This window comes from Chitinophaga agrisoli (assembly GCF_008386695.1).
GTDB lineage: Bacteria > Bacteroidota > Bacteroidia > Chitinophagales > Chitinophagaceae > Chitinophaga > Chitinophaga agrisoli.
Genome location: NZ_VUOC01000004.1, coordinates 2,126,396 through 2,150,763, shown reverse-complemented (window position 1 = coordinate 2,150,763; position 24,368 = coordinate 2,126,396). Strand labels below are relative to the sequence as shown.

General features: G+C 47.8%; 22 protein-coding genes. 11 read left to right on the top strand and 11 right to left on the bottom strand.

Annotated features, from left to right (window positions below):
- Positions 1–11: 11 nt before the first annotated feature.
- Positions 12–920: a cation diffusion facilitator family transporter gene (locus F0L74_RS27675; protein WP_149841141.1), complete on the bottom strand. Its 909-nt coding sequence runs from the start codon at positions 918–920 to the stop codon at positions 12–14.
- 240 nt (positions 921–1,160) lie between these two features.
- Here F0L74_RS27675 and F0L74_RS27670 point away from each other — a divergent pair, with 240 nt between their 5' ends.
- From F0L74_RS27670 to F0L74_RS27645, 6 genes are all read left to right on the top strand, one after another.
- Positions 1,161–2,048, top strand: coding sequence for a polysaccharide lyase (locus F0L74_RS27670; protein WP_149841140.1), 888 nt, complete (start codon positions 1,161–1,163; stop codon positions 2,046–2,048).
- Positions 2,049–2,679: 631 nt separating this feature from the next.
- The gene (locus tag F0L74_RS27665; protein ID WP_149841139.1) at positions 2,680–3,234 is read left to right on the top strand and encodes a TetR/AcrR family transcriptional regulator; all 555 of its coding nucleotides are present in this window, start codon (positions 2,680–2,682) and stop codon (positions 3,232–3,234) included.
- Positions 3,235–3,447: 213 nt separating this feature from the next.
- Entirely contained in the window at positions 3,448–3,861 is a 414-nt protein-coding gene (locus tag F0L74_RS27660; protein WP_149841138.1) for a nuclear transport factor 2 family protein, read from the top strand.
- A 30-nt stretch (positions 3,862–3,891) separates the two neighbouring features.
- Entirely contained in the window at positions 3,892–6,480 is a 2,589-nt protein-coding gene (locus tag F0L74_RS27655) for a hypothetical protein (protein ID WP_149841137.1), read from the top strand.
- Positions 6,481–6,567: 87 nt separating this feature from the next.
- Positions 6,568–8,700, top strand: a complete 2,133-nt coding sequence (locus tag F0L74_RS27650; RefSeq protein ID WP_246197829.1) for a T9SS type A sorting domain-containing protein — start codon at positions 6,568–6,570, stop codon at positions 8,698–8,700.
- 92 nt (positions 8,701–8,792) lie between these two features.
- Positions 8,793–9,092, top strand: a complete 300-nt coding sequence (locus F0L74_RS27645) for a hypothetical protein (protein ID WP_149841136.1) — start codon at positions 8,793–8,795, stop codon at positions 9,090–9,092.
- Positions 9,093–9,334: 242 nt separating this feature from the next.
- Here the strand turns inward: F0L74_RS27645 and F0L74_RS27640 are convergent, their stop codons facing one another.
- Entirely contained in the window at positions 9,335–10,045 is a 711-nt protein-coding gene (locus tag F0L74_RS27640) for a Crp/Fnr family transcriptional regulator (RefSeq protein WP_149841135.1), read from the bottom strand.
- A gap of 141 nt (positions 10,046–10,186) precedes the next feature.
- On the opposite strand from F0L74_RS27640, the gene F0L74_RS27635 reads away from it, so the two are divergent.
- The 4 genes from F0L74_RS27635 to F0L74_RS27620 all read left to right on the top strand — a co-directional run bounded on the left by F0L74_RS27635 (position 10,187) and on the right by F0L74_RS27620 (position 13,064).
- A complete protein-coding gene (locus tag F0L74_RS27635) occupies positions 10,187–10,783 on the top strand; it encodes a class I SAM-dependent methyltransferase (RefSeq protein WP_149841134.1) in 597 nt (198 codons plus the stop codon).
- Between the two features lie 17 nt (positions 10,784–10,800).
- Positions 10,801–11,070 carry a hypothetical protein gene (locus F0L74_RS27630; RefSeq protein ID WP_149841133.1) on the top strand — a complete coding sequence of 90 codons (270 nt, stop codon included), beginning with the start codon at positions 10,801–10,803 and terminating at the stop codon, positions 11,068–11,070.
- Between the two features lie 15 nt (positions 11,071–11,085).
- Positions 11,086–11,526, top strand: a complete 441-nt coding sequence (locus F0L74_RS27625) for a DUF983 domain-containing protein (RefSeq protein WP_246197828.1) — start codon at positions 11,086–11,088, stop codon at positions 11,524–11,526.
- Between the two features lie 296 nt (positions 11,527–11,822).
- Positions 11,823–13,064, top strand: coding sequence for an aminotransferase class I/II-fold pyridoxal phosphate-dependent enzyme (locus F0L74_RS27620; protein ID WP_149841131.1), 1,242 nt, complete (start codon positions 11,823–11,825; stop codon positions 13,062–13,064).
- A 123-nt stretch (positions 13,065–13,187) separates the two neighbouring features.
- On the opposite strand, the gene F0L74_RS27615 is transcribed toward F0L74_RS27620, so the two are convergent.
- Together F0L74_RS27615 and F0L74_RS27610 are read right to left on the bottom strand one after the other, a co-directional pair.
- A complete protein-coding gene (locus F0L74_RS27615) occupies positions 13,188–13,772 on the bottom strand; it encodes a PhnA domain-containing protein (protein ID WP_149841130.1) in 585 nt (194 codons plus the stop codon).
- Between the two features lie 93 nt (positions 13,773–13,865).
- On the bottom strand, positions 13,866–14,471 hold the full coding sequence (locus tag F0L74_RS27610; protein ID WP_149841129.1) for a methyltransferase domain-containing protein: 606 nt from the start codon (positions 14,469–14,471) through the stop codon (positions 13,866–13,868).
- A 113-nt stretch (positions 14,472–14,584) separates the two neighbouring features.
- Between F0L74_RS27610 and F0L74_RS27605 the strand changes: the two genes are divergently transcribed.
- Entirely contained in the window at positions 14,585–15,292 is a 708-nt protein-coding gene (locus tag F0L74_RS27605; RefSeq protein WP_149841128.1) for a Crp/Fnr family transcriptional regulator, read from the top strand.
- 8 nt (positions 15,293–15,300) lie between these two features.
- Here the strand turns inward: F0L74_RS27605 and F0L74_RS27600 are convergent, their stop codons facing one another.
- The 7 genes from F0L74_RS27600 to F0L74_RS27570 form a co-directional block, all read right to left on the bottom strand.
- Positions 15,301–16,053, bottom strand: coding sequence for a YoaK family protein (locus tag F0L74_RS27600; protein WP_149841127.1), 753 nt, complete (start codon positions 16,051–16,053; stop codon positions 15,301–15,303).
- A 364-nt stretch (positions 16,054–16,417) separates the two neighbouring features.
- The gene (locus F0L74_RS27595; protein ID WP_246197827.1) at positions 16,418–16,909 is read right to left on the bottom strand and encodes a methyltransferase domain-containing protein; all 492 of its coding nucleotides are present in this window, start codon (positions 16,907–16,909) and stop codon (positions 16,418–16,420) included.
- Positions 16,910–17,022: 113 nt separating this feature from the next.
- Positions 17,023–17,430, bottom strand: coding sequence for a glycine cleavage system protein H (locus F0L74_RS27590; protein WP_149841125.1), 408 nt, complete (start codon positions 17,428–17,430; stop codon positions 17,023–17,025).
- Between the two features lie 302 nt (positions 17,431–17,732).
- Positions 17,733–19,325 carry a RagB/SusD family nutrient uptake outer membrane protein gene (locus F0L74_RS27585; RefSeq protein WP_213087093.1) on the bottom strand — a complete coding sequence of 531 codons (1,593 nt, stop codon included), beginning with the start codon at positions 19,323–19,325 and terminating at the stop codon, positions 17,733–17,735.
- 20 nt (positions 19,326–19,345) lie between these two features.
- On the bottom strand, positions 19,346–22,576 hold the full coding sequence (locus F0L74_RS27580) for a SusC/RagA family TonB-linked outer membrane protein (protein ID WP_213087092.1): 3,231 nt from the start codon (positions 22,574–22,576) through the stop codon (positions 19,346–19,348).
- Between the two features lie 126 nt (positions 22,577–22,702).
- Positions 22,703–23,662, bottom strand: a complete 960-nt coding sequence (locus tag F0L74_RS27575; RefSeq protein WP_149841123.1) for a FecR family protein — start codon at positions 23,660–23,662, stop codon at positions 22,703–22,705.
- A 109-nt stretch (positions 23,663–23,771) separates the two neighbouring features.
- The gene (locus tag F0L74_RS27570; protein WP_188316199.1) at positions 23,772–24,329 is read right to left on the bottom strand and encodes an RNA polymerase sigma factor; all 558 of its coding nucleotides are present in this window, start codon (positions 24,327–24,329) and stop codon (positions 23,772–23,774) included.
- Positions 24,330–24,368 lie beyond the last annotated feature (39 nt).

The window sequence follows — 24,368 nt, the reverse complement described above, 5'->3', positions numbered from 1 at the left end:
GATTAAACAATTTAATTTTTGACCGGCGGCTCTTCCGGCTGAATGATAATATAATGGATAAGCGGATAAGCCTTTTTAATAGCCGCGCGGATGCGCTCAATGGCATCGTAGATGGCGTCTGTTTCCAGCCCCGGCTGAAAAGCCAGCATGACCATCAGCATCACTTCTTCCGGCGACTGATAGGTGGAGAACACATGGAGCACTTTTTGCGCGGCAGGGTCCTGCTCCACCAGGCGGACGATCTGGCGTTGCGTGCTGTCTGCAATACCTTCTCCCATTAGCAGGCTGCGGCTCTCCCGCGCCAGCAATACGGATACAACGGTGAGCAGCACGCCTACTATCAACGAGGCGATGCCATCAAAATAAGGATTATTGAACAGGTGCCCCAGGTATACAAATACCGCTACCACCAACAGACCGGCTACCGCAGCGCTATCTTCGAACAGCACTACAAAGCTGGCCGGGTCTTTACTCCTGCGGATGGCGGCCCACCAGGAGCTATCGCCCCGCACCTTGTTGAACTCCTTTGCAGCAATAAACAAGGAGCCGCCATCGAACAACAGGGATAAGCCCAACACCACATAGTTCCAGAAAGGATCTTCCAGCGGCGGCGGGTGCCGCAGGTGTACAATGCCCTGGTAAATGGAAATACTGCCACCCACTCCAAAAATGAGGATAGACACAATAAAGGACCAGAAATACAGCTCCTTGCCATAGCCAAAGGGCCGGGTAGCATCCGGCTCCCGTTTGCTGCGGCGGATACCCAACAGCAAGAGCAGCTGGTTGGCGGTATCTACCAGGGAATGCACGCCCTCTGATAACATAGCGGAGCTGCGGGTAGCCGCGCCCGAGATGAACTTGATGATGGCAATCAGGAGGTTGGCTGCCAATGCGGCGTATATGGTTTTGTGTGTACGCATGGTGGAACTGCCCTTAAAATCATGCCGGACGGGAAAAAATATTTTAGCCGGGCTAAAATATATTCCAGGCTGAGCCGTTATATTCGCAAGTGTTTAGTGAGCACAACCTATATTTCTGTTTGATACACGTCATCGTAGCGCATTAATGACTGGCAACTATCTATTTATAAACCAAAACCTGTACTGTGTAGCGACCTACACTATTCTGTAACCTTTATTCATTTACTTAAACCAAGATCTATGAAACCCGACATGAAGACCATGTTCAGACCGGCGAGCCTGTTGGCGATGCTGGGTATTCTGACTACTGTAGCCTGCAAAAAAGAAGCCGTTGACAGCGGTTTTTCTGCAAATGAAAATCTTTCTAATGTGAGCGCGTCTGCGGTAATGGCTGCCGCAGCGGTGAACAGCAATCTGTCTGTAAACTGGGATAACTATGCGCATGGCGTAACTTATACCAGCACTAATGCCAGCACAGACTTTGGCAATGTTAACGGCTGGGTGAATTCCCGTGGGATGATCTCTAACGGTAACTTGCGGGTTACATTGGCGCCGAATGCATTGTCTGGCGCGGGGGGGATTGTATCCAATGTTGATATTGAGGATGGCAGCGCGTATGAGCTGGATTATACGATCCGTTTCCATAGCCAGTTTGACTGGAGCCGGGGCGGTAAAGTAGGGTTTGGCTTTGCTATTGGCGATGGTAATGCCGGTGGCGATCCTGCGTGGGATGGGAACGGTGGTACCTTGCGTATGATGTGGTACCGGAATGATGCCGGGCGGGTGTATTTTCAGCCGTATGTTTACTTTAAGGACCAGAGTGGCCAGTATGGCGAGGACTGGGGGCTGACGTACCCTGCTACCGGTAGTATTAACCGTGGGCAGACGTATCATGTGCATATGTATATTAAAAGCAATACCGGTTCCAGTACGAATGGGCGTTGCCAGATCCTGATCGATGGTAATGTGTTGGTGGATAAGACGATCCGCTGGACGACGAATGATGCGAAGCGGTTGATCCGGACGTTGACTTTCCATACGTTCCGTGGTGGGAGTCAGGATTATTGGATGTCTTCTACGGAGGGGTATATTTATTATGATGATTTGGTGGTGCATAAGATTCAATAATTTTTGAGTAGTTGTCAGTAGGCCGTTCCGTGGTAGCATGGGGCGGCTTTGTTTTTTTTGTGATGTGAGGTTGGTGGGGCGGTGGCCTTTGCCGGCAGGTTTAAAGACGGCTTGCGCCTGCGGCGGGTGGTTCGTTTGGGAAGTTGCTTTTGTTTTTGCTTTTGTTGCAGTTAGATACTCTTTGCCGGGCAGGTTCAAAGACGGCCTGCGCCCGCCGCGGGTGGTTCGTTTGGGAAGTTGCTTTTGTTTTTGCTTTTGTTGCAGTTAGATACTCTTTGCCGGGCAGGTTCAAAGACGGCCTGCGCCCGCCGCGGGTTGGTCGCTTAGGAGGTTGGCTGGAGGAGCCGCGCCGGCCAAGGGCCGCTTTGAATCCTGCCTGGCACGGAGGTAGTCCGCATGACGGAGGTGGTAGGCAAACGGGAGCAGTAGAGACGGAGAAGGGAAGCAGGGAGAATGGAAGCAGAGAGTAGCGGGGAAACAGCAAAGTAGCACCGGGAGACACTGGGAAGCACCGGGAAGCACCGGGTAGCAGAAGGGATCCAAGGGGAGCACCAGGCAGGGTTATGAACAATTGCTTAACTGTATAAGACAGACCTGTCTGTCCCTGATTAATATATCTTACCTTTGTGATATGAAACAGACTTCGAGCGATCCGAAGCAACGGATTTTGGAAACGGCTACCAGGTTGTTCTATCAACAGGGGTATCATGCCACGGGTATTAACCAGGTGATAGCGGAGGCGGAGGTGGCCCGCGCCAGCATGTACCTGCATTATGATTCTAAGGAGGCATTGTTAAGCGCTTTTCTTAATTACAGGCATGAGTACTGGTTCTCCAGGCTGAGGGCAGCTGTAGAGGCGGTGAATACGCCTAAGAAGAAGATGATGGCGGCGTTTGACTTTTTGCATAGTATGAATGAAAAGGAGGATTTCAGGGGATGCGCTTTTCTGAATATCCTGTCGGAGACTACGGAAAAGGATGCCGAGGCGCTGGTGATCATCCAGAATCATAAACAGGAGCTGCGCGATTATATAGCGGGTATATTGTCGGCAGAAACGCCGCTGGTACGTACGCAGGTGTATATGTTGTTTGAGGCGGCGCTCGTGGAGAGCCAGCTTTTCCGGAAACAATGGCCGGTGGTGGATGGGAAAAAGATGGTGAATGCCTTGCTGGGAGCGGGGAAATAAAAAAGACAGACTAATCTGTCTATTGTATCGGTATTTTACTGTACCTTTGGTGTGACAGACAGATCAGTCTGTTCTTATATAGAACAGTGAACAAATCTTTTACACCAGGGCACAAGTAATTATTGTTACGATTGATGCTTTTGTTACTTTAAGCGCTTTTGCTACCATAACCACTTTTGCCTATCTAACCATTTTAGCACCACCACTATTACCATGGAACAGAGACCACCATTACCGCCTTTTACCCGGGAAACCGCTTTACAGAAAGTACAGATGGCAGAAGACGCCTGGAATACCCGTGACCCCCAGCGCGTGGCTTTGGCGTACACCGTAGATACGGAGTGGCGCAACCGCGATCAGTTTGTGAATGGCCGTGCGGCCGTAGTTGAATTCCTGACCAAAAAATGGGAAAAGGAACTGGATTATAAGCTGAAGAAAGAGTTATGGGCCTTTACGGAGAATCGTATCAGCGTTCGTTTTGAATATGAATGGCATGATAAGGATGGTAACTGGTTCCGCTCTTATGGTAATGAACAATGGGAGTTTGATCCCAATGGGTTGATGCAGCGCCGTTATGCTTCCATCAACGACCTGGCGATTGACAGCAAAGACAGGAAATTTTTGTAATATTAGGGGTGGTTGTCAACCCACTTCAACATGTCGAAAGGAGCCTTTGCCGTCATTACCGCGTTATTAAATATCTTTACTGTAGCCGTTACTGCGCAACCCGGTGGGTTGGTATTTTCCTCCTATGAGGTGGCGCAGGAGCGGCGCACTTCCCTGGACCTCTCCGCTAATGGCCCGCTTTGTTTGCCGGATGAATTTGAGCTGGCCTTTGATCTTTCGTTTCTTCCTGACCGTAATATTTATTTTGGATATGTATTCCGCCTGGTGAACCGTCATCAGCAGAATATAGACCTCGTATACAGCCAGCAGAATTGTGCTTTTGAGGTGATAACCGGGGACCGGTTATCCGGTATCCGCTATCGTGTGGAGCAAAAGCAGCTGTTTGAGCGATGGAGCCGTATGCGTGTTCGCGTAAGAGGGGATAGCCTGTTCTGTTATGTAGGCGAGCGGCTGATGGGTAAGGCAAAACTGGCTTTGCAGGATCGATGTTTCCGTATGATGTTTGGGGCCTGCCGTTATGGTGATTTTAAGTCGACTGATGTGCCGCCTATGCGGCTGCGGAATATTGGCGTTATGGTGAACGGGCGCCTGCGTTATTACTGGCCGCTGCAAACGCCTGTCACCGGTAATATACCGGACAGCCTGCAGGCCCAGCCGGCGGTAGCTACTTATCCCATCTGGGTGGCAGATCTGCATGCACACTGGCAGCCTGTGCTGGCAGCTACAATGAATGGTAATGCCAGCGTGGCGTTTGATCAGGCCAGGGAGCTGCTGTATATAATTGCCAGGGATACTTTGTATACTTTTTCTGGTAAGACCCGTGTTACTAGGGCTACTGCATTAACATCCACAGGGCATGTGCTGTTGCTGGGAAATCAATCCTTCTTCCATCCGGGTACGCAAACACTGTATAACCTTTCTATAGATCAACATAAGGCGGCTGTATTTGATACCATGCAGCGGCGTTGGCGGCCTGCGTTTGATACGGCGGCTGTTACGGCTTACTGGCATGCGAATAAATTCTATTCATCAGCAGACAATGCGCTGTATATGCTGGGTGGTTATGGACAGTTGCAGTATAAACGTGCGCTATGGCGCTATCGTTTTGCTGATAGCGCCTGGGAGCAATTATCCCCGAAAGGGGATCTTTATACGCCGCGTTACCTGGCAGGATTAGGCGCTACGCCTGGCGGGGATACCGCTTATATCCTGGGCGGTTATGGCAGCACTACCGGAGAGCAGATCGTAAATCCGCATTACCTGTACGACCTGTTGCGGCTGGATGTGAAGGGACAATCTTTTACAAAGATCTATGCCCTTCCTGCGCCGGCTACGCCATTTGTGCTGGCAAGCTCTATGATCCTGCAGGGACAGGATTACTACGCGCTGATCTTTCCTAACGACCGTTATAACTCCCGTCTGCAACTGATAAAAGGTTCCCTGCAGTCTCCGGTGTATACGGCGATAGGGGATACCATCCCCTTTGATTTTCAGGATAACCGCGCGGCGGCGGATCTGTTTTTTTGTAAGGATAGTAAACAGCTTTTAGCGGTGACCTTACTGCGGTTACCTAACAGTACAACGGCGGTAAATGTGTATAGCATTGCTTTTCCGCCGGGTGATATTGTAACGCCGGCGTATCTGGCAGGCGGTAATGCGCATTGGGGCGCGTTATTGCTGGGTGTGCTGCTGCTGGCGTTGATACCCTATTTGTTTTATCAGCGGCCGGAGGAGGCTGGAAGTGAAAGATTGTTATCTGTGGTAACTGAGGCTACGGTACCACCGCCGGGAATGGATGCTAACGAGGCAACACAAGCCTTTGGCAATAAGGATGAGATCATACAAACCGAGACAAGCCATACAGAAGGGAAGGAGCATGAGCTATTCACACAACAGGACATGCCGGCTATCCTGCTGTTTGGCAGCTTTGCGGTAACAGACCGGGAAGGGAATGATATCAGCCGTTTATTTACGCCGTTGCTGAAAGAGCTGTTCCTGCTTATTGTGATCCATACCGTAAAACAGGGACAAGGCATTACGCCGGAGCACCTGAATGAAATACTCTGGAACGATAAATCCAGCGAAGCCGCCAAGAACAACCGGGCCGTGAACATGCGTAAGCTCAAGACCATCCTGGAGCAGCTGGACAATGTAAATCTTAAAAAGGAGGCTGGCCGTTGGATGCTGCAGTACGAACCAGGCGCCGCGCATATAGACCTGGATGTTTTTCAACACCTGGTGCAGCGGCGTGCTCAGTTAGACCGGGCGCAGATCCGTCAGCTACTGTCTATCGTAAAACGGGGAGCTTTCCTGCAGCAGACGGAATACCGCTGGCTGGATGATATCAAATCAGACATTTCTAACCAGGCCCTGGATGTATTGATGCAAGCCAGCACTATTTTAAGCTCTCCGGAGGATGCGCCGCTGCAGATAGAGATCGCCAACTGTATCTTCTCCTTTGATGCGGTGAATGAACAGGCACTGCGCCTCAAATGCAGGAGCCTGGTGCTGCTGGGGCGGCACGCCATCGCCAAAAACACCTATGAGCAGTTTGTGAAGGAATACCGGCATATGTATGCCGAGGATTTCCCGGAAACTTACCCCGTCATTATCGGTTAATGGAAATTAGTGCCTAATTAAGTGGATTATTAATCCTTTTATTAAGGGTTGCCCTATTACTTTGTAGCGAACTAAAATTCCACGTGTATGATGAAAAAACTGCTACAATTGCTGCTCATCGCAACTCCTTTATGCAGCTCCTGCATCGCCCTGGCACAGGTGGCCCCTGCGGCCCAGGCAGTGGTAGGCAAAACCATTTGCGGCTACCAGGCCTGGTTCAATGCCTTTGGCGACGGATCGCCGGTGGCCCGCTGGCGGCACTGGTCTGCCGGGCAATACCAATCCAATAACGGTGTGCCTGCGCCCGGGGCTATCACTTTTGAGGCCTACCCGGATGTAACGGAATATGGCTCCGGTCAGCTGTTTCAAACTTCCCTGGGTAACCTGAATAACGGTCAGCCGGCTAAACTGTTCTCCTCCTGGTATTATGACGTGATAGACCTGCATTTTAAATGGATGCAGGATAACGGCATTGACGGGGCGGCCCTGCAACGTTTCCTGGGTGAGACCCGCGACGGGGTTTTCCGCACCAATCGCGACAGCATCGCCAAACGTATGCGCCGCGCAGCGGAGAAATACCAGCGGATCTTCTACATCATGTACGACATGAGCGCCGATGATACCGCCTATTTCAAGAGCGACTGGACACATATCGAAAATGATCTGAATGTGGTAAGCTCTCCGTATTACGCCCACCAGGATGGCAAACCGGTGATCTGTATCTGGGGCTTTGGACTAACCGGCCGCCCGAATGCGCCGGCCAATAGCCTGGCCATTATCAACTGGTTGAAAGCGAAAGGTTATTATGTAATTGGAGGCGTGCCCACTTACTGGCGTACGGGCGTTAATGATACGTATGCTGGCTACAGTGCAGTATTTGATGCGTTTGATATGATCTCGCCCTGGACGGTGGGCCGTTTCAACAGTATTGCCGGCGCGGATAATTTTAAGAACAACCTGATCGTGCCGGATCTGGCTTATTGTAACACCCATAACATTGATTACCAGCCGGTGATCTTCTCCGGTTTTGCCTGGAGCAACTGGAACGGCGGACCGGTGAATGAAATTTCCCGTAATAAGGGGGAGTTCTTTTGGCGGCAGCTGTATAATATCAAGAACCTGGGGCTTAATACGGCCTATATTGCCATGTTTGACGAATATGATGAAGGTACCAATATCATGAAGATGGCGGATAGCTATTTTGCCGTGCCCAATAATCAATATTTCCTGACCAGCAGCGCAGACGGTACCTATATTGGGTCCGACTTTTACCTCCGCCTGGCCGGCCGCGCCACACAGGTGCTGAAAGGTACGCAGCCCCTTACCACTAACGTAACTATCCCGTATTCCGTAGCGCCGCTGTGGTTCCGTACCAGCGTAGAAACGGGATATGACGCCGTGCTTAACTGGACCAACAGCGCAGACCCCAGCTCTGTGCCCCGCAATGTATCCGCTCCTTTATGCGGTATTGTTAGCGGCGAGACCAGTCATACCGGCCCTTCATCCATACGTGTAAGCGGTACCGATAACGCAGCCAGCGGTGGCTCTTATTATTATTTCAGGGCTTTTGATGTGGACATACCGGTGAACGCATCCACGAAGCTGAGCTTCTGGACCTTCCCCACCAATAGCCTGTCCCGTTATGTAACGGTAGACCTGGTGATGACAGACGGCACTACGCTGCGCGATATAGGCGCCACTGACCAGAATGGCGCTTCTATGCATCCCGGCGCCGGGCATGGCACGGTAAATACCTGGAATAAGATCTTCTGCAACATCGGCAACTGGTTAAATGGAAAGACCATTGACCGGATCATGATCGCCTATGATCATGGCGCTGAGACAGGTAATTTTAAAACTTATTTTGATGATATTATCATCAGCGATACAATTACGGTGGCGAGCCCGCTGAAGGCCGCTGCCGTACCGGCGCTTACAGACAGAACGCTGTCCGGTAAGAAAGGGGCGCTCTCTGGTTTGATACAGGTATATCCGCAGCCGGCTAATAATACAGCGGTCATTAAGTTCCGGAATGGCTGGAAGGGAACGGGCTTTGTGACGGTGCTTACCGCTAATGGCACACCGGTAGGGCGGCAGGTGATCAGTATTGAAAATGGACAGGCGAGTTTACCGGTGAGTGAATTGCCGGCAGGGATGTATTTTCTGCGGGTGAATAAAGGAGGTGAGAGTGTGACGCAGCAGTTAGTGGTTGTGCATTAGTGGTGGATTGGAATATGGTAAGGCAGCCGCTCCGGGAGGGGCGGCTGTTTTTGTTAAATAGAATTGTACTTTTAGCCTTCAAAAGATCCAAAATGAGCAAGATACACTACGATACCGTCTCCAATGCCATCAATGCCTTACGCCAACAGGGCTACACCCTCGACTTTAACATCGAAGACAATTACGTGGTATGTGACAGCGAACGCCTGCATCTGGACGATTTTGCCATAGATGATGTATACCGCTACGAAGGCAATACTGATCCTGCGGATGAGGCAGCGGTATATGCGATCTCATCACCCAAAGGAGTTAAAGGGATATTGGTTACCGGGTATGGCGCTTCGTCTGATCCGTTAACAGCCGGGATGCTGGAGAAGCTGCGGGTGAAGTAAATTATTAATAAAGCCAGCTCAAACCTGAGCCGGCTTTATTTTTAGCTTAACCCCTTTCCGCCCGGCAGGAAAAGGTAGCTCACTTACCAGGACAGCTGACTCTTAATCAGCGGGTCTAGGGTTTGAGTCCCTACAGGGTCACCTGGTGGTAATGGGTTTCAGCCGGTTGAAGGTTGGAATCCTTTAAAATTTGCGAACAATTTGCAACATGGTTGACCAGGCCATTATGCATGTAGTTGTTCCTATGTGCCACAACCAGATATCCCAATTAATTTTTTCACATCAGTAATGCAAATTTTCCTTCCGTGGGTACTTATTATGCCTGAGAGCTTAAACTCTGTTAAAAATCTGGCTATGTTCTCTTCACCGGTTCCCACCATATTCGCCAAATCACTTCGGGAAACATTGATCATAATTTCCCCTCCGGCTGTTATCCCTTCTTTAAATTTTTCCCGTAATACAATCAATGTGATCGCCAATCTCTCCTTCACTGAACGCTGAGTAACAATAGAGATGCTATTTATTAATACTGCGAATTCATGGCTTAACGTTTTAAGTAACCTGCGTGGAAGAACCGTAGATTTTTCCAGAGCGCTTAAAAAATCCTCTTTGGAGATGAATGCAATGGTACAGTCTTCCAAAGTAGCTGCAGAGTCTGGGTAACGTTCCTCTGCCAATATAGCATGATATCCTATTAATTCCCCGGAATTGGCAACATATATAATTTGCTCACTGCCAGTACGGTCAACCTGGTACTTTTTCACCTTCCCTTTTTTAATAAAGAAGATACCGGAAGCAACGGCGCCCTCCCTGAATATTACTTCTCCTTTATTATACCTATGTTCTAACATATTAGAGCAGAGGTAGCCATATTCATCCTCCGGCAAATTGTTTAAAATAGATTGTGATTTGAAGTTCCATTTATCAATAGGAAACAGGCCAGCTAAGCTCATAATTGATCAAATTGATAAAAAGTGATTTTTTGCAATTTTTAAACTGAAAAGTATCAGTTAAACCAGACACTCTCAAAGGTACCTTTGCAATATGAAAATATCAACAATTTCTCGTCCCCAAGGTGCTAATTGATATCTATAATGGCCAAAGCTTTACTTAAACCTACCTGGTACATGACAGATGCTGCGTTTGACTGGTTGTATCCCGAAAGGATACAACTACTGTCAAAACGGCATTGGACCCCAATGGGAGTGGCTAAGAAAGCCGCTCAGTTTTTAGCAAAAGATCCTGGTAAAAAGATCCTGGATATTGGGAGTGGTGTTGGGAAGTTTTGCCTTATTGGGGGACATTGCTTCCCTGATGCTTTTTTCTATGGGGTGGAACAAAGAAGTGAATTGCATCACTATGCCCTGGCAGCTAAAGAGTATACTAAAACTAATAACGCTGACTTCATTCAGGGTAACTTTACACAAATCGACTTGGCAGAGTATGACCACTTTTATTTCTACAATGCTTTTTTTGAAAATCTGGATAGTCACGGCAGGATAGATCGGCAGATCGAGTATTCCACCAGTTTGTATACTTATTATTCCCGTTACTTGTTCAAAGAACTGGATGCGAAACCCAGTGGAACAAGATTGGCGACTTTCCATAGCCTGGAAGATGAAATCCCTCCCAGCTACCAACTAGTGGATATCTCATTAGATTTTCTGTTAAAAACATGGATAAAGAAATGATTTAAATTAACCAGGATATGACCATTGATGAGTACGTGGATACAATCATTGAACAAATCGAGGTAGCAAAAGACGATAAGGAAGTGGAAAAGATCATTCAACTAGCGGTTGCAAAAATGGAGGAAAGAAAAAAGAATGGATTCATCATACAACGATGTATGGACAAATTAGGCTTTGCCATACAAGATTTATATGCCCTTGAATGTAGCTATAGACAGTGGAACTGCTACCGGTTTGCATTGACCATCATAGGGAAATTATCAGTTAAGAACATAATTAAGGATTAGAATAAAAATATCCTAATGAAGAAATCAAATTTTATCACCAGCATTTTGAAGAATAAATGTCCCCGGTGCAGAAAGGGTAAACTATTTAAAACCAGTAATCCCTACCAGCTAAAGAAAGTCCTTGATATGCACGACGAATGCCCCGTTTGTGGACAGCCAACAGAATTGGAGATCGGATTTTGGTACGGAACAGGATATGTTAGTTATGTATTGGCTGTGCTTTTCTCCATATTTAATTTAACCTGGTACTGGTTGATCTTTGGTATAACATGGAGAGATAATAGTGTGTATCACTGGCTTATTGTTAATGGAATAATACTCACACTATTTATGCCCGCGCTGATGCGTTTATCCCGGACAGTATATATTAACTTTTATGTTTACCATGACCCGGAGGCCGAAACTATTGAAAGGCAACAGAAAACCAAACAGGTTGAAAACATAAAATCATTATAGACGTATATACTGCAGGAAAAAATCAGGTAAGCAGATGAATTGCTATCCATTTTAATAGATCAAAAACCAACCCTTTTAGACAGTAAGTATCGCATATCCGAAAATTAAACAAAAGAGAGATAACGTGGTGGCCACACCGCAGTTATGTCCAATTTGAATGTCAAGAGAAGGAGCACGCTTGTGCTCCTTAATCTTATTACGATTTATTTGTAACAAAGCAACTGTTCAATATTTATAATATAGAATAATTGTTCAATTATAGTGTAAATAATATTTAGTTAACAGAAATTGTAAAAATGGATATTTTCGAAAAACTACGAAGAGATCGCGGCCCTATTGGAGAACATGCAGCGCGGGCTCATGGTTATTTTTCATTCCCTAAACTCGAGGGTGAAATTGGCGCACGAATGAAATTCCGTGGTAAGGAAAAAATTGTTTGGAGCCTGAATAATTACCTGGGCCTGGCAAATCATCCACAGGTAAGAGAAGCCGATGCCGCAGCGGCAAAAGAATTTGGTTTAGCTTCCCCAATGGGCGCACGTATGATGAGCGGCAATACCACCTATCATGAACATTTGGAAAATGAGCTGTCTGCCTTTATAAAAAAAGACGCTACTATATTATTGAACTACGGTTATCAAGGTATTCTAAGTGCAATTGACGCACTTTGTAATCGCCGCGATATTATCATCTACGATGCTGAATGCCATGCCTGCATTATAGATGGGCTAAGGCTGCATCCAGGCTACCGGTATGTTTTTAAACACAACGATATTGCTGATTGTGAAAAGCAGCTACGCCGTGCCAGGGAAATGGCTCAAAAAACAGGCGGTGGGCTCTTGTTAATAACAGAGGGAGTTTTCGGAATGGCAGGCGACCAGGGTAAGTTAAAGGAAATTGCAGCACTTAAGCCGCAATACGAATTCCGTTTATTGGTCGATGATGCTCACGGCTTTGGAACGATGGGTAAAACGGGTGCTGGAACAGGAGAAGAACAAGGGATACAGGATCAGATAGATCTCTATTTTTCCACCTTTGCAAAATCGATGGCCTCCATTGGCGCTTTTATGTCCGGGGAAAAGGAAATTATCAACTTCTTGCGATACAATATGCGCTCACAGATATTTGCGAAATCCCTTCCTTTGCCCATTGTAATTGGCAACATCAAGCGGCTGGAGCTGTTGCGGACGCAGCCTGTATTAAAAGAGAAGTTGTGGGAAAACGTAGCGAGGCTCCAACATGGGCTAATAGAAAGGGGATTTGATGTTGGTAGTACCAATTCCCCGGTAACACCCATTTACCTGAAAGGGGATATTCCCGAAGCTACTGCCATGTGCCTGGATCTGAGGGAGTACTATAATATTTTTTGCTCAATCGTAGTGTACCCGGTAATACCCCGTGGGCAGATCATCTACAGACTCATACCTACGGCAGCGCATACCTATGATGATATCACGATTACCTTAAATGCATTTAGTGACGCAAAACAAAAATTAGATAGTATGAAATATAATGTTGCTGAAATTCCGCTTGTATAGGTTATATATTAAAACAGTACAACATTTTTTACATTAAATAAAGAATATAAGTAGGTAAACAAAAAGTGCGGCCTTTACCGCACTTTTTTTATTCTTTAAATAAGTAGTCAAAACAGTGCCTGCTTAGCTATTTTGCTTTCTTACAAATTTAGTGAGAATAACGATCATCTGTCCTTCGATCCTACCTTCAATTTGAGCGGTATTGTCTTCTACCAGCCGGATGTTTTTTACAACGGTGCCCATTTTTGCATTAAGCGTGCTGCCTTTGACGTCCAGGGATTTAGTAAGCACAACGGTATCCCCATGCTGGAGGATCTGGCCATTGCAATCCCTTTGCAGGTCTACGGTGGCGTCATTTTCATGATCGCCGGTGGCTTTAGCCCAGGTAAGTATTTCATCGGAAAGGTACAGCATCTCCAGGCTTTCCGCGGCCCAGCTTTCGTTTCTTAAACGATTGAGTATACGCCAGGAGACAACTTGCACTGCCGGTACTTCACTCCACATGGACTTGGAAAGACATTTCCAATGATTGCTGTTTAATTCTGCTCTTTTTTCTACCTGTGTGAGACAGGTATCACAGAGCAGCATATACATATCCGGGTCATTGCCTTTCCCAGGAGGCACTTCATATGTTTTCAGGGAGCTGGTATCTTGGCATAGTTCACATGCATCACCGCTTCTTTGTGCTAATAATTCTTCCAGTTTCATAAAATTGTTTCGAGAAAAACTTTGCACGAAGTTACCATTTCCCCCGGAGAAATTTTCTGTTTAACTATTGTGCACTCAATATCTGTACACTGATTATGCTTTAATCCAGAAATTCAACAAATGATCTACTGCAGTACCTACCAGGTGATAACCATCCGGAACTTCTTCTTCTGAACAATGGTAGGTGGCAAGCCTTGTCCCCGCAGGCTTTTTTTCCAGTTGATCACATAAGTACCGATTATAACTATTATACCGGTACCTGGAATAGTTAAGTTTATTATCTATTTTATAAGTACCTGGCAGGTTCTCATAGAAAGAGTTAAAAAAGTAAAAATGATCATACTCCCGGAAGTCGAGGTTGATTAAATTGGCATGTATAAATGTAACATTGTTGAAACCTAACATTTCTTTTGCAATAGTGGCATAAAATACCAGGTCATTCCGCTGCTCAATTCCATAAAAGTCGGCTGCGGGGTTATAATATGCCCCACTTAGGCAAAACTTGCCAGGCCCGCTGCCTATATCCAATATTTTCACACCAGGTTCGGCTGCCAGGAAATCCGACGCCTTTTGGGCAACTGCTAAAGGTGTCCAATGCTTTTGTGCGAGTTCCCGTATATAAAGCGGATATAGATCATGAAATTTAAAATCAGAATCAAACCATTTATCTGAATGTTTGGGCAGGGAGGGTATCGTCATTGAAATACACTTAATTCATTTACAAAGGTATTTCTCAATTCATTTCTCTACAGTAAACTTTATCACCTCAAAAGATGAGTTTTTTCAATTTTAAAAATGGTAATTTTAGATGTATGAGTATCAAGGGTATTTTTCCGATAGAGAAATGGGATTTCAAGAGTGGATCCATCCTTGCTGATTTGCAGCCGGATGACTTTGAGTTGCTGATGGCCCATAAAAGCGAGCATGTATATAAAAGAAATGGTATTCTTTTTAAGGAAGGGACTTACCCATCAGGGATATTTTATATAAATAAGGGTAAGGTGAAAAAGTATAAAGTAGACAAGGATGGAAAAGAGCAGATCATCTATTTAGCCAATACCGGGGAACTTATTGGATATCATGCTATTCTTTCGGAGGATCGTTACCCTGATTCTGCCGCTGTTATGGAAGAAAGTCTCATTACTTTCATTCCTAAAGAGGATTTTTTAAAGGTATTGGAGCAATCCCCGGCGTTGAACAACAGGTTGCTTAAAACCTTAAGTCATGAGTTCGCAGTACTGGCAAACAGCCTGACCATGTTTGCTCAGAAAGTTGTGCGTGAGCGGCTGGCGCTCCAATTAATTGTTATCAGGGAAAAGTACAAAGTGAATTTTGTTGAAGGAATGCCAGTAGAAATAAATATCAGCCGGGAAGACCTGGCTAACCTCGTAGGTACAGCCAGGGAAAATGTAATAAGGATCTTAGCTGAATTTAAAGAAGAAGGCATCCTGGAAACAAAAGGCAGAAAAATTATAATAAAAAATATCAATAAGCTGGTTGCAATTGCCAATTATAAATAGGCAACATCTTATTTTGTTTCTTCCGGAATTTTTCTTTCCTGGATCTTGATACGATTTATCATCTTATTGAACCTTATTCGGAAAGCATCATAAAACATGGCAATAACCAATATAACTGCCGGTAAATAAAAGGTGTAATATTTCAAATCCAGGAATAGATATCCGCCAACGATACCTCCGGCCAGAAAAAAGAAGATAATCACTAACCGTAAAATAATTTTCCTTCTGATTCCGGCAATATTCTTACGTTGTGCCGATATGAATGCATACAGATCAATCCCAAGGTCCGTGAACATTCCAGTCAGATGAGTAGTTCTGACGACATACCCCGATATTGTGGACACAAGGGCATTTTGCATCCCCATTGCAAACAGCAGGCTACCGGCGAGATACTCTGTTTGGATGACAGACTGATCATAAGTATGTCCCAAACTACCTACCGCTACCAGGATCATTATCTCGATTATTATTGGCAATGTATAGACAGACCTTTTGTTTTGGCCGGCTCTGCCGATACAGCAGCTGGAAAAGAATGCACCGGTTAGGAAAAGCAAGAGCCATAATCCAACCATCCGCGCTGCACGCAGGTCCCCGGTTGCTAATTTATGCGCCAGCAACGCTGCATGCCCGGTTACATTAGTTGTAAGAACAGAAAAGGCGAATAAACCGGCCGCATTTACCATTCCTGCAGTAAAGCACAAAAGAACAGCTAACCGTAAATTGTGTTTATAATTCCGCTTCCTTCCCGTATGACGCAGCATATATTACTTCCTTTAGCTATTGGGCATCAGTATAATTATAAGCTATCCGCAAATTTTCGGTTTTAAACAAGGTTCATTATCAAAAAATCCTGGAGGTATATGGAAGCATAGCGTAAGCAGCTCCACTGTGTACTATCGTAATCAAGTGGTGACCGTTTTTCCAGCCAATCCTGCAATTTTGTTAGAAAAGGCCTGATCAGATCTGCACCTCCCTGTTTCTCAATATCTGCTATTGCGTGCGAAATAATTATTGCTACCTGTTCGTTGCTCTGTGCAGTCTTCAGTTGTTCCGTTATCAGCAAAAAATATTTATCTGTCTTCATCATTAACTAATTCACTTCCATACCTTGATGATGGTTTGCATCTATCTTTTAATCCACATCTTTAAGAGAAAATCAACGGTTGCGTCCACCAACTGGTAACTGGGAGGCACTTCGTCTTCCAAACTATGAAATGTCACCAACCTGGTACCACTGGGTTTAGCATCCAGTTCTTTGAACAGGTACTGAGAATAATAGTAATACAGAATTGTTGAATATTCAGTCAGTTGGTCAATATGTCCATCGCTGGCAAGGTTTTCAAAGAATGCATTATAAAAGTAGAAATGGTCATATTCCGCAAAATCTATTTGCGTAAAATTCCCATGAATAAAATTTACATTCCTCGTTCCGGTTAGACCCTTGGCAGATATTGCAAATTTATATAGTTCTTGCCTTTGCTCGATGCCGTGGAAAGAAACCTCTGGGGAAAAATGTCCGCCGATAAGGCAAAACTTACCGACACCACTACCTATATCCAGGATTTTTTTTCCAGGTTCCGTAGCCAGGAATTTTGCTGATTTCTTTGCTACTCCCATTGGGGTCCAATGTTCCCTGGATAGCTGCCGTATCCTTTCCGGATATAGTAAGTCAAATGCTGCGTCGTTTATATAGCAGGTTTGTTCTATTAAAGTATTTTGCACCATTGCACTCAGGAAATTTTTATAGCGCGGGTCAGCTTTTGATATTCTTCTGGAGAAAGCAGTGGTTCCTGTTTATTACTGAACTGCAACGGTGTTAAAAAAAATACCCAACCATTGTCCTGGGGACTTTCCAGGATCAGGTCTAAATAGCCTGCCAGTTTTGGATTTGGGCCTAGAATCACACAGCTTACGGGAGCATGTATGGGGATGTTGTAATCTTCTGAAAGAAGTTCCGCTACCAAAACCCCTTTATTGACGGTTCCACGCTGCCGATGCCATTTTATGCTGTCAATCTTTTTAATTCCTTTAAGCTTAAAAGCGGAAATGCCCACAAAGCCCACAGTACCATTGAAATCAATCCACTCGTGATCGCTGGTAAAATGCATCCTGGAACGTGAGGTAGTTGATATTTTCATTCTGCAAAGGTACTTTTGGATCGGTTGGGTTTAACTGATACTTTTCAATATAAAATCTGCAAAAAATCACTTTTAGATTTATTGATTAATCATATACATAGCATCTTTCCCGTGTACGGGACGGTGCTGCTATCGCCGGCTTCCTTCCATGCTCATTACCACAACTCTTAATTGCAGCAGCTGAAGGCGGTTTGGGGGCTGCTCCTGAAAGCAGCCCCCAAAGGGCCAACCGTCATCATTTACCAAGCATTGAACATTTGCAATCAAAGAACTAATTTGATGTCGGCATTCATTCAGCACACTCAGTAACCCGGGTTCTGTACCAGGTTAGGATTCAGCACTTTTTCACTGGTAGGTATAGGATAAAGGCGTTTGCGGGTGTCGTTGTCCGTTTTAAAACCCCAGGCGTCTTCGAACTTGCCGAAGCGGATAAGGTCATTACGGCGCCAGCCTTCCCAGGCCAGCTCGCGGGCGCGTTCTTCCAGCAGCTCATCGAGGGTGATGGCGGTAACGGTGGGCGCGCTTGCGCGGGTGCGGATCTTGTTCACCAGCACAACGGGGGGTTGCAGCTCGCCATTGACGGTAGTGGCCGCGGCGCCGCGCAGGATGGCCTCTGCCTTCATGAGCAGCACGTCTGCCAGGCGGAATACCGGCATATCGTTGTTCTGCATACGGGTAGAGGGGTTGGCGTTCTTGTCAGGGTAGTATTTAACAGAACGTACGCCTTTGGCTTTTGCCAGCTCGTCGTTGCCTATGTCCATATTAGCCGGGTCGCCGCGCAAGAGCATTTCCGGGGTGAAATCCAGCTGCCAGGTATAGGGATCTTTTGCGTCTGCGCCGGTGTAGCTATCGTCCACGCCTACTTTGGTGGTGGCGATGGTGATGGGTTTACCAGCGTTGTCAAATTGTTTACCTGCCAGCCAGGTGGTATTGCGCACATCGCCCGCCAGGTTAAACTTGGCATAGTAGGAGGCGATGGTGCTCATGGCGATACTGGGCCGGAAGGGCAGGCTGTATTTATCCACCAGGGCGGTATGCAGGCCAAAGCGGGAGAACTGGCAGCCATCGATCTTATTAGCGTCGTAAGGCACGGCAAAGATGGTTTCTGTGATCTGCGGGCCGTTCTCTGGCGCGAAGATGGCGATGTAGTTAGCGTCCAGGCTGTATCGTTTACCTGCCAGGATGCTGTCTGCCATGGCCACTACTTCTGCATTCCGTTGCTGACCGGTATATACAGGTGCGTTCAGGTACAGTTTTTCCAGCATGGCAAAAGCCATCCATTTGGTGGGGCGGCCATAGGTGATGGCGCCGGTGCGGTCGTCCAGGTCTGGTATGATGGCTTTTAACTCGCTTTCGATAAAGGCGGCTACATCGGCACGTTTAGACTGTTCCGGCGCAGTTTTGCTGCCAAATACCGTTACAATGGGGATGTTGCCATACAGGTCCATCATAAAGAAGTGGTACAGGGCACGCATGGCGCGCATTTCTGCAATGGCCCTGGTACGGCTGGCGCTCTCCGGTGCTGGTTCAAACAGCAGCAGGATACGGTTGCAGGTATTAATACCACCGTAGCCCCATTCCCATACGCCTTGTACGTTGGGGTGATCGGGCGTCCAGCTGTGTTGATGCAGCTGGCGGTACTGGCCACCATCCACATAGTTGCCGCCGCGGGCGGGAATGATAGCAGCGTCTGTGCTCATCTCCTGCATACGCCAGTAGTCCACGGCATAACGGGTAGGCAACTGAGAGTAGGCAGGCCCGGTAGCGGCAATAAAAGAGGCTTCGTTGGTGGGGAAGTTGCCTTCCGTATATTCAGATTCAACGGGCACATCCAGTTTGGTACAGGCACTGAGTGCGAGTAAAAAGGCGGCGCCGGGTATGATCAGTTTTTTCATGTTGTTTCCTTTAATAGTCATTAGAAATTCACGTTCAGGCCTAACAGGTAAGAGCGAGTCTTAGGATAGTAGTTATTGTTGTCTATACCCGGCTCCAGGCCGCCCAGCGGTACTTCCGGATCAATACCGCGGTAGTTGGTGATCACGAACAGGTTGTTGGCGGTGGCATAGATGCGCAGCGCTTTTATGAAGCGGTTGTGCATTGGCACGCTATAACCCAGGGTGGCGTTATCCAGGCGCAGGTAAGAGCCGCTTTCCAGGAAACGGTCAGACCGGTAGAAGGCGTTGTTATCTGTGCTGGGCTCCTGCAGGGCGAATTTGGCGATGTTATAGTTGGCGGCATCTGTAGGGTTGTTCAGCGAAGCTAATGTGCCGTTCAGGATCTTATTGCCTATTACGCCGCGAACGAAAATGTTCAGGTCAAAATTGCCATAGCTGAAGGTGTTGTTCCAGCCGTATTGCAGTTTGGGCTGCGCGCTGCCGGCATAATACAGATCGTCTGTGCCGGGCGTGATGGTGAGCGAGCCGTCTGCTTTCTGGAACTGGGAATTGCCATCTTTATCCTTACCCATGTATTTGAGCAGGTAGAAAGCGCCCAGGGCTTCATTCTCCATCACCTGCTGTGACCAGAAGCTGGTCTGGCCTTTACCGCCCAGGTAAGCGGTGCGGATGAGGGAGAGCTTCAGATCGTTGTTGGAAAGGGATACGATGTTGTTCTTGTTATGCGCCAGGTTCAGGTTGCTCTGCCAGCGGAATAAGCGGTGCTGGATGATCATGGCATTCAGCTGCAGCTCTATGCCTTTATTGTTCATCTTACCTACGTTGGCCAGCAGCTGCGGCACCAGGTATTGGCTGGCGGGCACGTTGTAGGTCCAGATAAGGTCTTGCGTACGTTTGTTATACACGTCTATGGAACCGCCCAAACGGCCTTTCAGGATGGCAAAGTCCAGGCCTATATTGGCCATGCTGGTGCTTTCCCATTTCAGGTCCGGGTTAGGGTTCTGGGAAGGGCCAATGGAGGTGATAAGGCCGCCGTTATAATAGAACCAGCTGCCGGGGTTATACCGGAGTATGGCCGTAAAGGCGCCAAAACCCAGGGCGTTACCGGTAACGCCGTAGCCGGCGCGCAGCTTCAGATCATCCAGCCAGGCGGCGCCCTGCATAAAGGGCTCTTCCTTGATCTTCCAGGCGGCGGATACGGCGGGGAAGATACCCCAGCGGTTATTCTTACCAAATACGGAGGAGCCATCGCGGCGGGCAGATACCTGTAACAGGTATTTGTTATTAAAGCTATAGTTAGCGCGTGCGTAGAAGGAGATAAAGCGGTAGATATCGATATGCTCATCGCCATAATCCACCACATCGCCGGGCGGCAGGTTGCCTGCGCCCAGGTTGTTATAACCTAATGCATCTGTTACAAAGTTTTTGTTGGAAGCCTGGAAACCGTCGTTACGGCGGTCTTCCTGCCAGGAGTAACCGGCCAGCAGTTTTACATCGTGCAGGCCAAAGGTCCTGTCATAGTTGAAGTAAGTTTCCAGGATCTTTTTGGTGTTGCTGAAAGCGCTGCGGGTGGCACGGCCATTGTTTTTCTGGGCCAGGCCGGAGAAATGGTTGTAATAGATATCGCGGTTGATCTGCTCATCCTGCATGGACATGTTGATATTGTACTTCAGGCCAGGGAGCAGCTTCAGCTCCGCGCGCACATTACCCAGCATGATCTTGGTCTTGGTGCGGTCTTCGTTGTTATCTATCAAAGATACCGGGTTCAGGTAGTCGCGGGTGCGGGAAAAGTCTTCTTTATAGCTACCGTCTGCGTTTTTGATATTCACCGTAGGCATGAACAGCAGCATGTTAGGGAATACCAGGTCCGGTATACGGTATTGGGTGCTGATGCTATTGCTGAGGGAGAGGTTCAGTTTCAGGCGGTCGTCGAAGGCTACTTGTTCCAGGTTGCCGCGTACGTTGATCCTTTCCAGTGAGGAGCCTTTCATGATACCATCGTTGCTCAGGTAGTTTACGCTGCCGCTGTACATGGTATTATTCTGGCCACCGCCAAAAGAGAGGTTATGGTTATGCGATACGCCGGTGCGGGTCACTTCCTTTTGCCAGTCTGTATTAGCGCCGTCATCGTCAGCAGGGGCCAGGGCCTTATTGTTATCTGCGAGGTATTTGCGCATCTCATCGCCAGACATCATCTCTATTCTTTTAGATACCTGTTCCAGGGCGCCATAGGCATTGTAGTTCACCCAGCTTTGGCCGTTTACGGCGCGGCGGGTAGTGACGATGATCACGCCATTGGCCGCGCGGGCGCCGTAGATAGCGGTGGAGGCCGCATCTTTCAGAACGTCTATGGAAATGATATCGCTGGTGGCCACCAGTTGTATAGAAGCGCCGGGTACGCCATCTATCACGTAGAAAGGCTCCTGTGCTTCGCCGCCACGGAGGGTAGACGGGCCGCGCAGGGTAATGGAAGGGGTGGCATTAGGATCGCCGCTGCGGGTTACGGTCAAACCGGGCACCTTGCCTTGCAGCAGCTGCTCCGGAGAACTGAAGACGCCGGCGTTAAAATCTTTTGTTGACACATGACTAACGGCGCCGGTAAGGTCGCCTTTTTTGGTACTGCCATACCCTACCACTACCACGCTGGTCAGCATACTGGCGTCTGCTTTTAATTGCAGCTTCAGTTCCCTTTGACCATGCAGCAGGGTGCGGGCGGTCTTATAGCCTATATAACTTAATACCAGGGTATCCTGTGCGGGATCTGCGGATAAGGTAAAGTTGCCCTTATCATCCGTCATGGCGCCGCCAGCGCCGCCCTGGATGCTTACGCCGGGCAGGGGCGTACCGTTTTCGTCGGTTACGTTACCTTTTACTGGTACACGTTGCAGGGGGCCTTTTTCCGGCGCTTTGATGATGATCACGCCTTCTTTTTCTGTGTACTGCAAACCGGTGGATTGCAGCAGGTCCTTTAGAACATCCGCCAGGGGCTGGTTGCGGTAGCGGTGCGCGCTTACGCGGTAGCTGCCCAGTTTGGCGGCGTCATAGATGAGGTTAATGCCGGCTTCTGTTTGCAGCTGTTTGAGTGCTGTGGTTAAAGGACCGGCTTTTACCTGTAGTTCTTTTACCGTTTGTGTTTGCTGTTGTGCAAAAGCTGCCGGTACACCTGCGGAAAGGCAGAGCGCCAACGCCGCCATCAGCACGGGCGAACGGTTCTTGTGTTTAGTGCATAGAGGAGTAATACGTCTAATCATAGCGTACAGTTTTATTATAGTCTAAGTGGTTTGATGCTCTTTAGTTCCTGGTCATTCGTTGATAGTCTTAGATATCAGGCCTTTGTCTTTGGTTAATGACCGTTAGCGCCTAACGGTCATTAACTATTAATGATTGTTTGTTACTTCATAACGATTATTCGCTTTTTTATGGAATTGTATGTCGTGGTTACCCAGTTCCTCCAGTACAGCAATAATCTGTTCCACGCGCATTTTCGTATCTAAGGAGCCGCTGATGAGCAGGTCGCCTTTATATTGTTGTGTAAAAGTTACCGGGTAATATTCCTGCAGGAGGGCCAGCACTTCCGGCAGCGGTGTTTGTTCAAATACCATACGGTTCTTCACCCATCCTTCCAGGGCATTGTTATTGGCGGGCGACAGGGTAACGGCGTTATCCTGGCGGCTGATGTGCATCTGGCGGCCGGTTTCCAGCAGGCCTAATACCTGTTGCTGGCGGCTTACGCGGACCTTACCGGTGTTTACGGCTATGCGCCAGTCCGGCAGCTGCTGATAGGCCTGCACATCAAAGGAGGTGCCCAGTACCTCTATCTGCAGGCTATCTACGGCTACGGTAAAGGGTTGGGTAGCATTTTTTGTCACTTCAAAGAAAGCTTCCCCGCGCAGCAGCTGTATATGGCGGCTTTGCGGGTAGCTTTCAGGATATAACAGTTCAGAATTAGGTGCTAAATAGATACGGGTGCTGTCTGGCAGGGTCATTACCTTCTTTTCGCCCAGGCCGGTCTGCAGGGAGGCATACGCGGGAGGCTGGGGGGCGGTCAGGAAACGGATGAGCAGCGCGCCTACGGATACCAGGCCTACCACGGCAGCGGCCACACCGGTGCGGCGCCATATCATGCGCCGTACTTTTTGCTGCTGCCCGGTCTTACGGCGGATGGCCTGTAAGAGCTGGCGGCGCAGGTGCTCCTTGTCTTTGTCAGAGAGCGTTTTGCCTGGGTAAGGCTCAGTGGCGGCCAGCGTATCGAGCCAGTCCGTAATGGACTGCTCTTCTGCCGGGGCGGTCTGGCCTTCCAGGTAACGCTCAATTAGTCTTTTAACGATCTGACGCATGCAGGATGGTTGTTTCCCTATAAGTTGCACAACCTTTCGTTTTTAACTATTGGATGGAGCAGCTTAACATTTTGGTAATATAGGGGAGGGGGGAGGTGGCCGCCGGGGCTTAAAGGAACATCATCAATTTACCGATGATCCCCCGGGCTTTATGGTAGGCATTATTAAGCTGGTTGCGCACGGTTTGTTCTGCGGTGCCATTCAGCCGGGCGATCTCCCGGATGCTCAGCTCATCAAAATGGTACCAGCGGAATACCTGGCGTTCTTTTTCCGGCAGGGCCTGCAGGTCTTCCTGTAATTGAGATAGTATATCTTTGTGGATCAGCGTGTTAAGGGTGAGCTCTGAACGCAGCTCTTCGTGCAGTACAAATTTCTCGAGGTGTTTTTCCTTCAGGCCGTTGTCCCGGAATTTGCAGAGGATCTTTTTGCGTACGGCGCTGAAGAGGTAATAGCGGATATGGGTCTGGATCTGAAGCTGTTCCCTTCGTTCCCAGATATCGGCAAAGAGGTCCTGGATAAGATCGCGGGCGTCTTCTTCACTGGCCAAAATACGGGCTGTGTACTGATAAAGTTCTTCCCAGTACGTATTAAATAATGTCTCAAATGCTCTGAAATCCCCTTTCCGCATTTGATCTACCAGTATGTCAGGTAGTTGAGAAGGTGTCATAAAATATCCGCCCCTAAAGATAGCCGGTGGGAAGGTAGG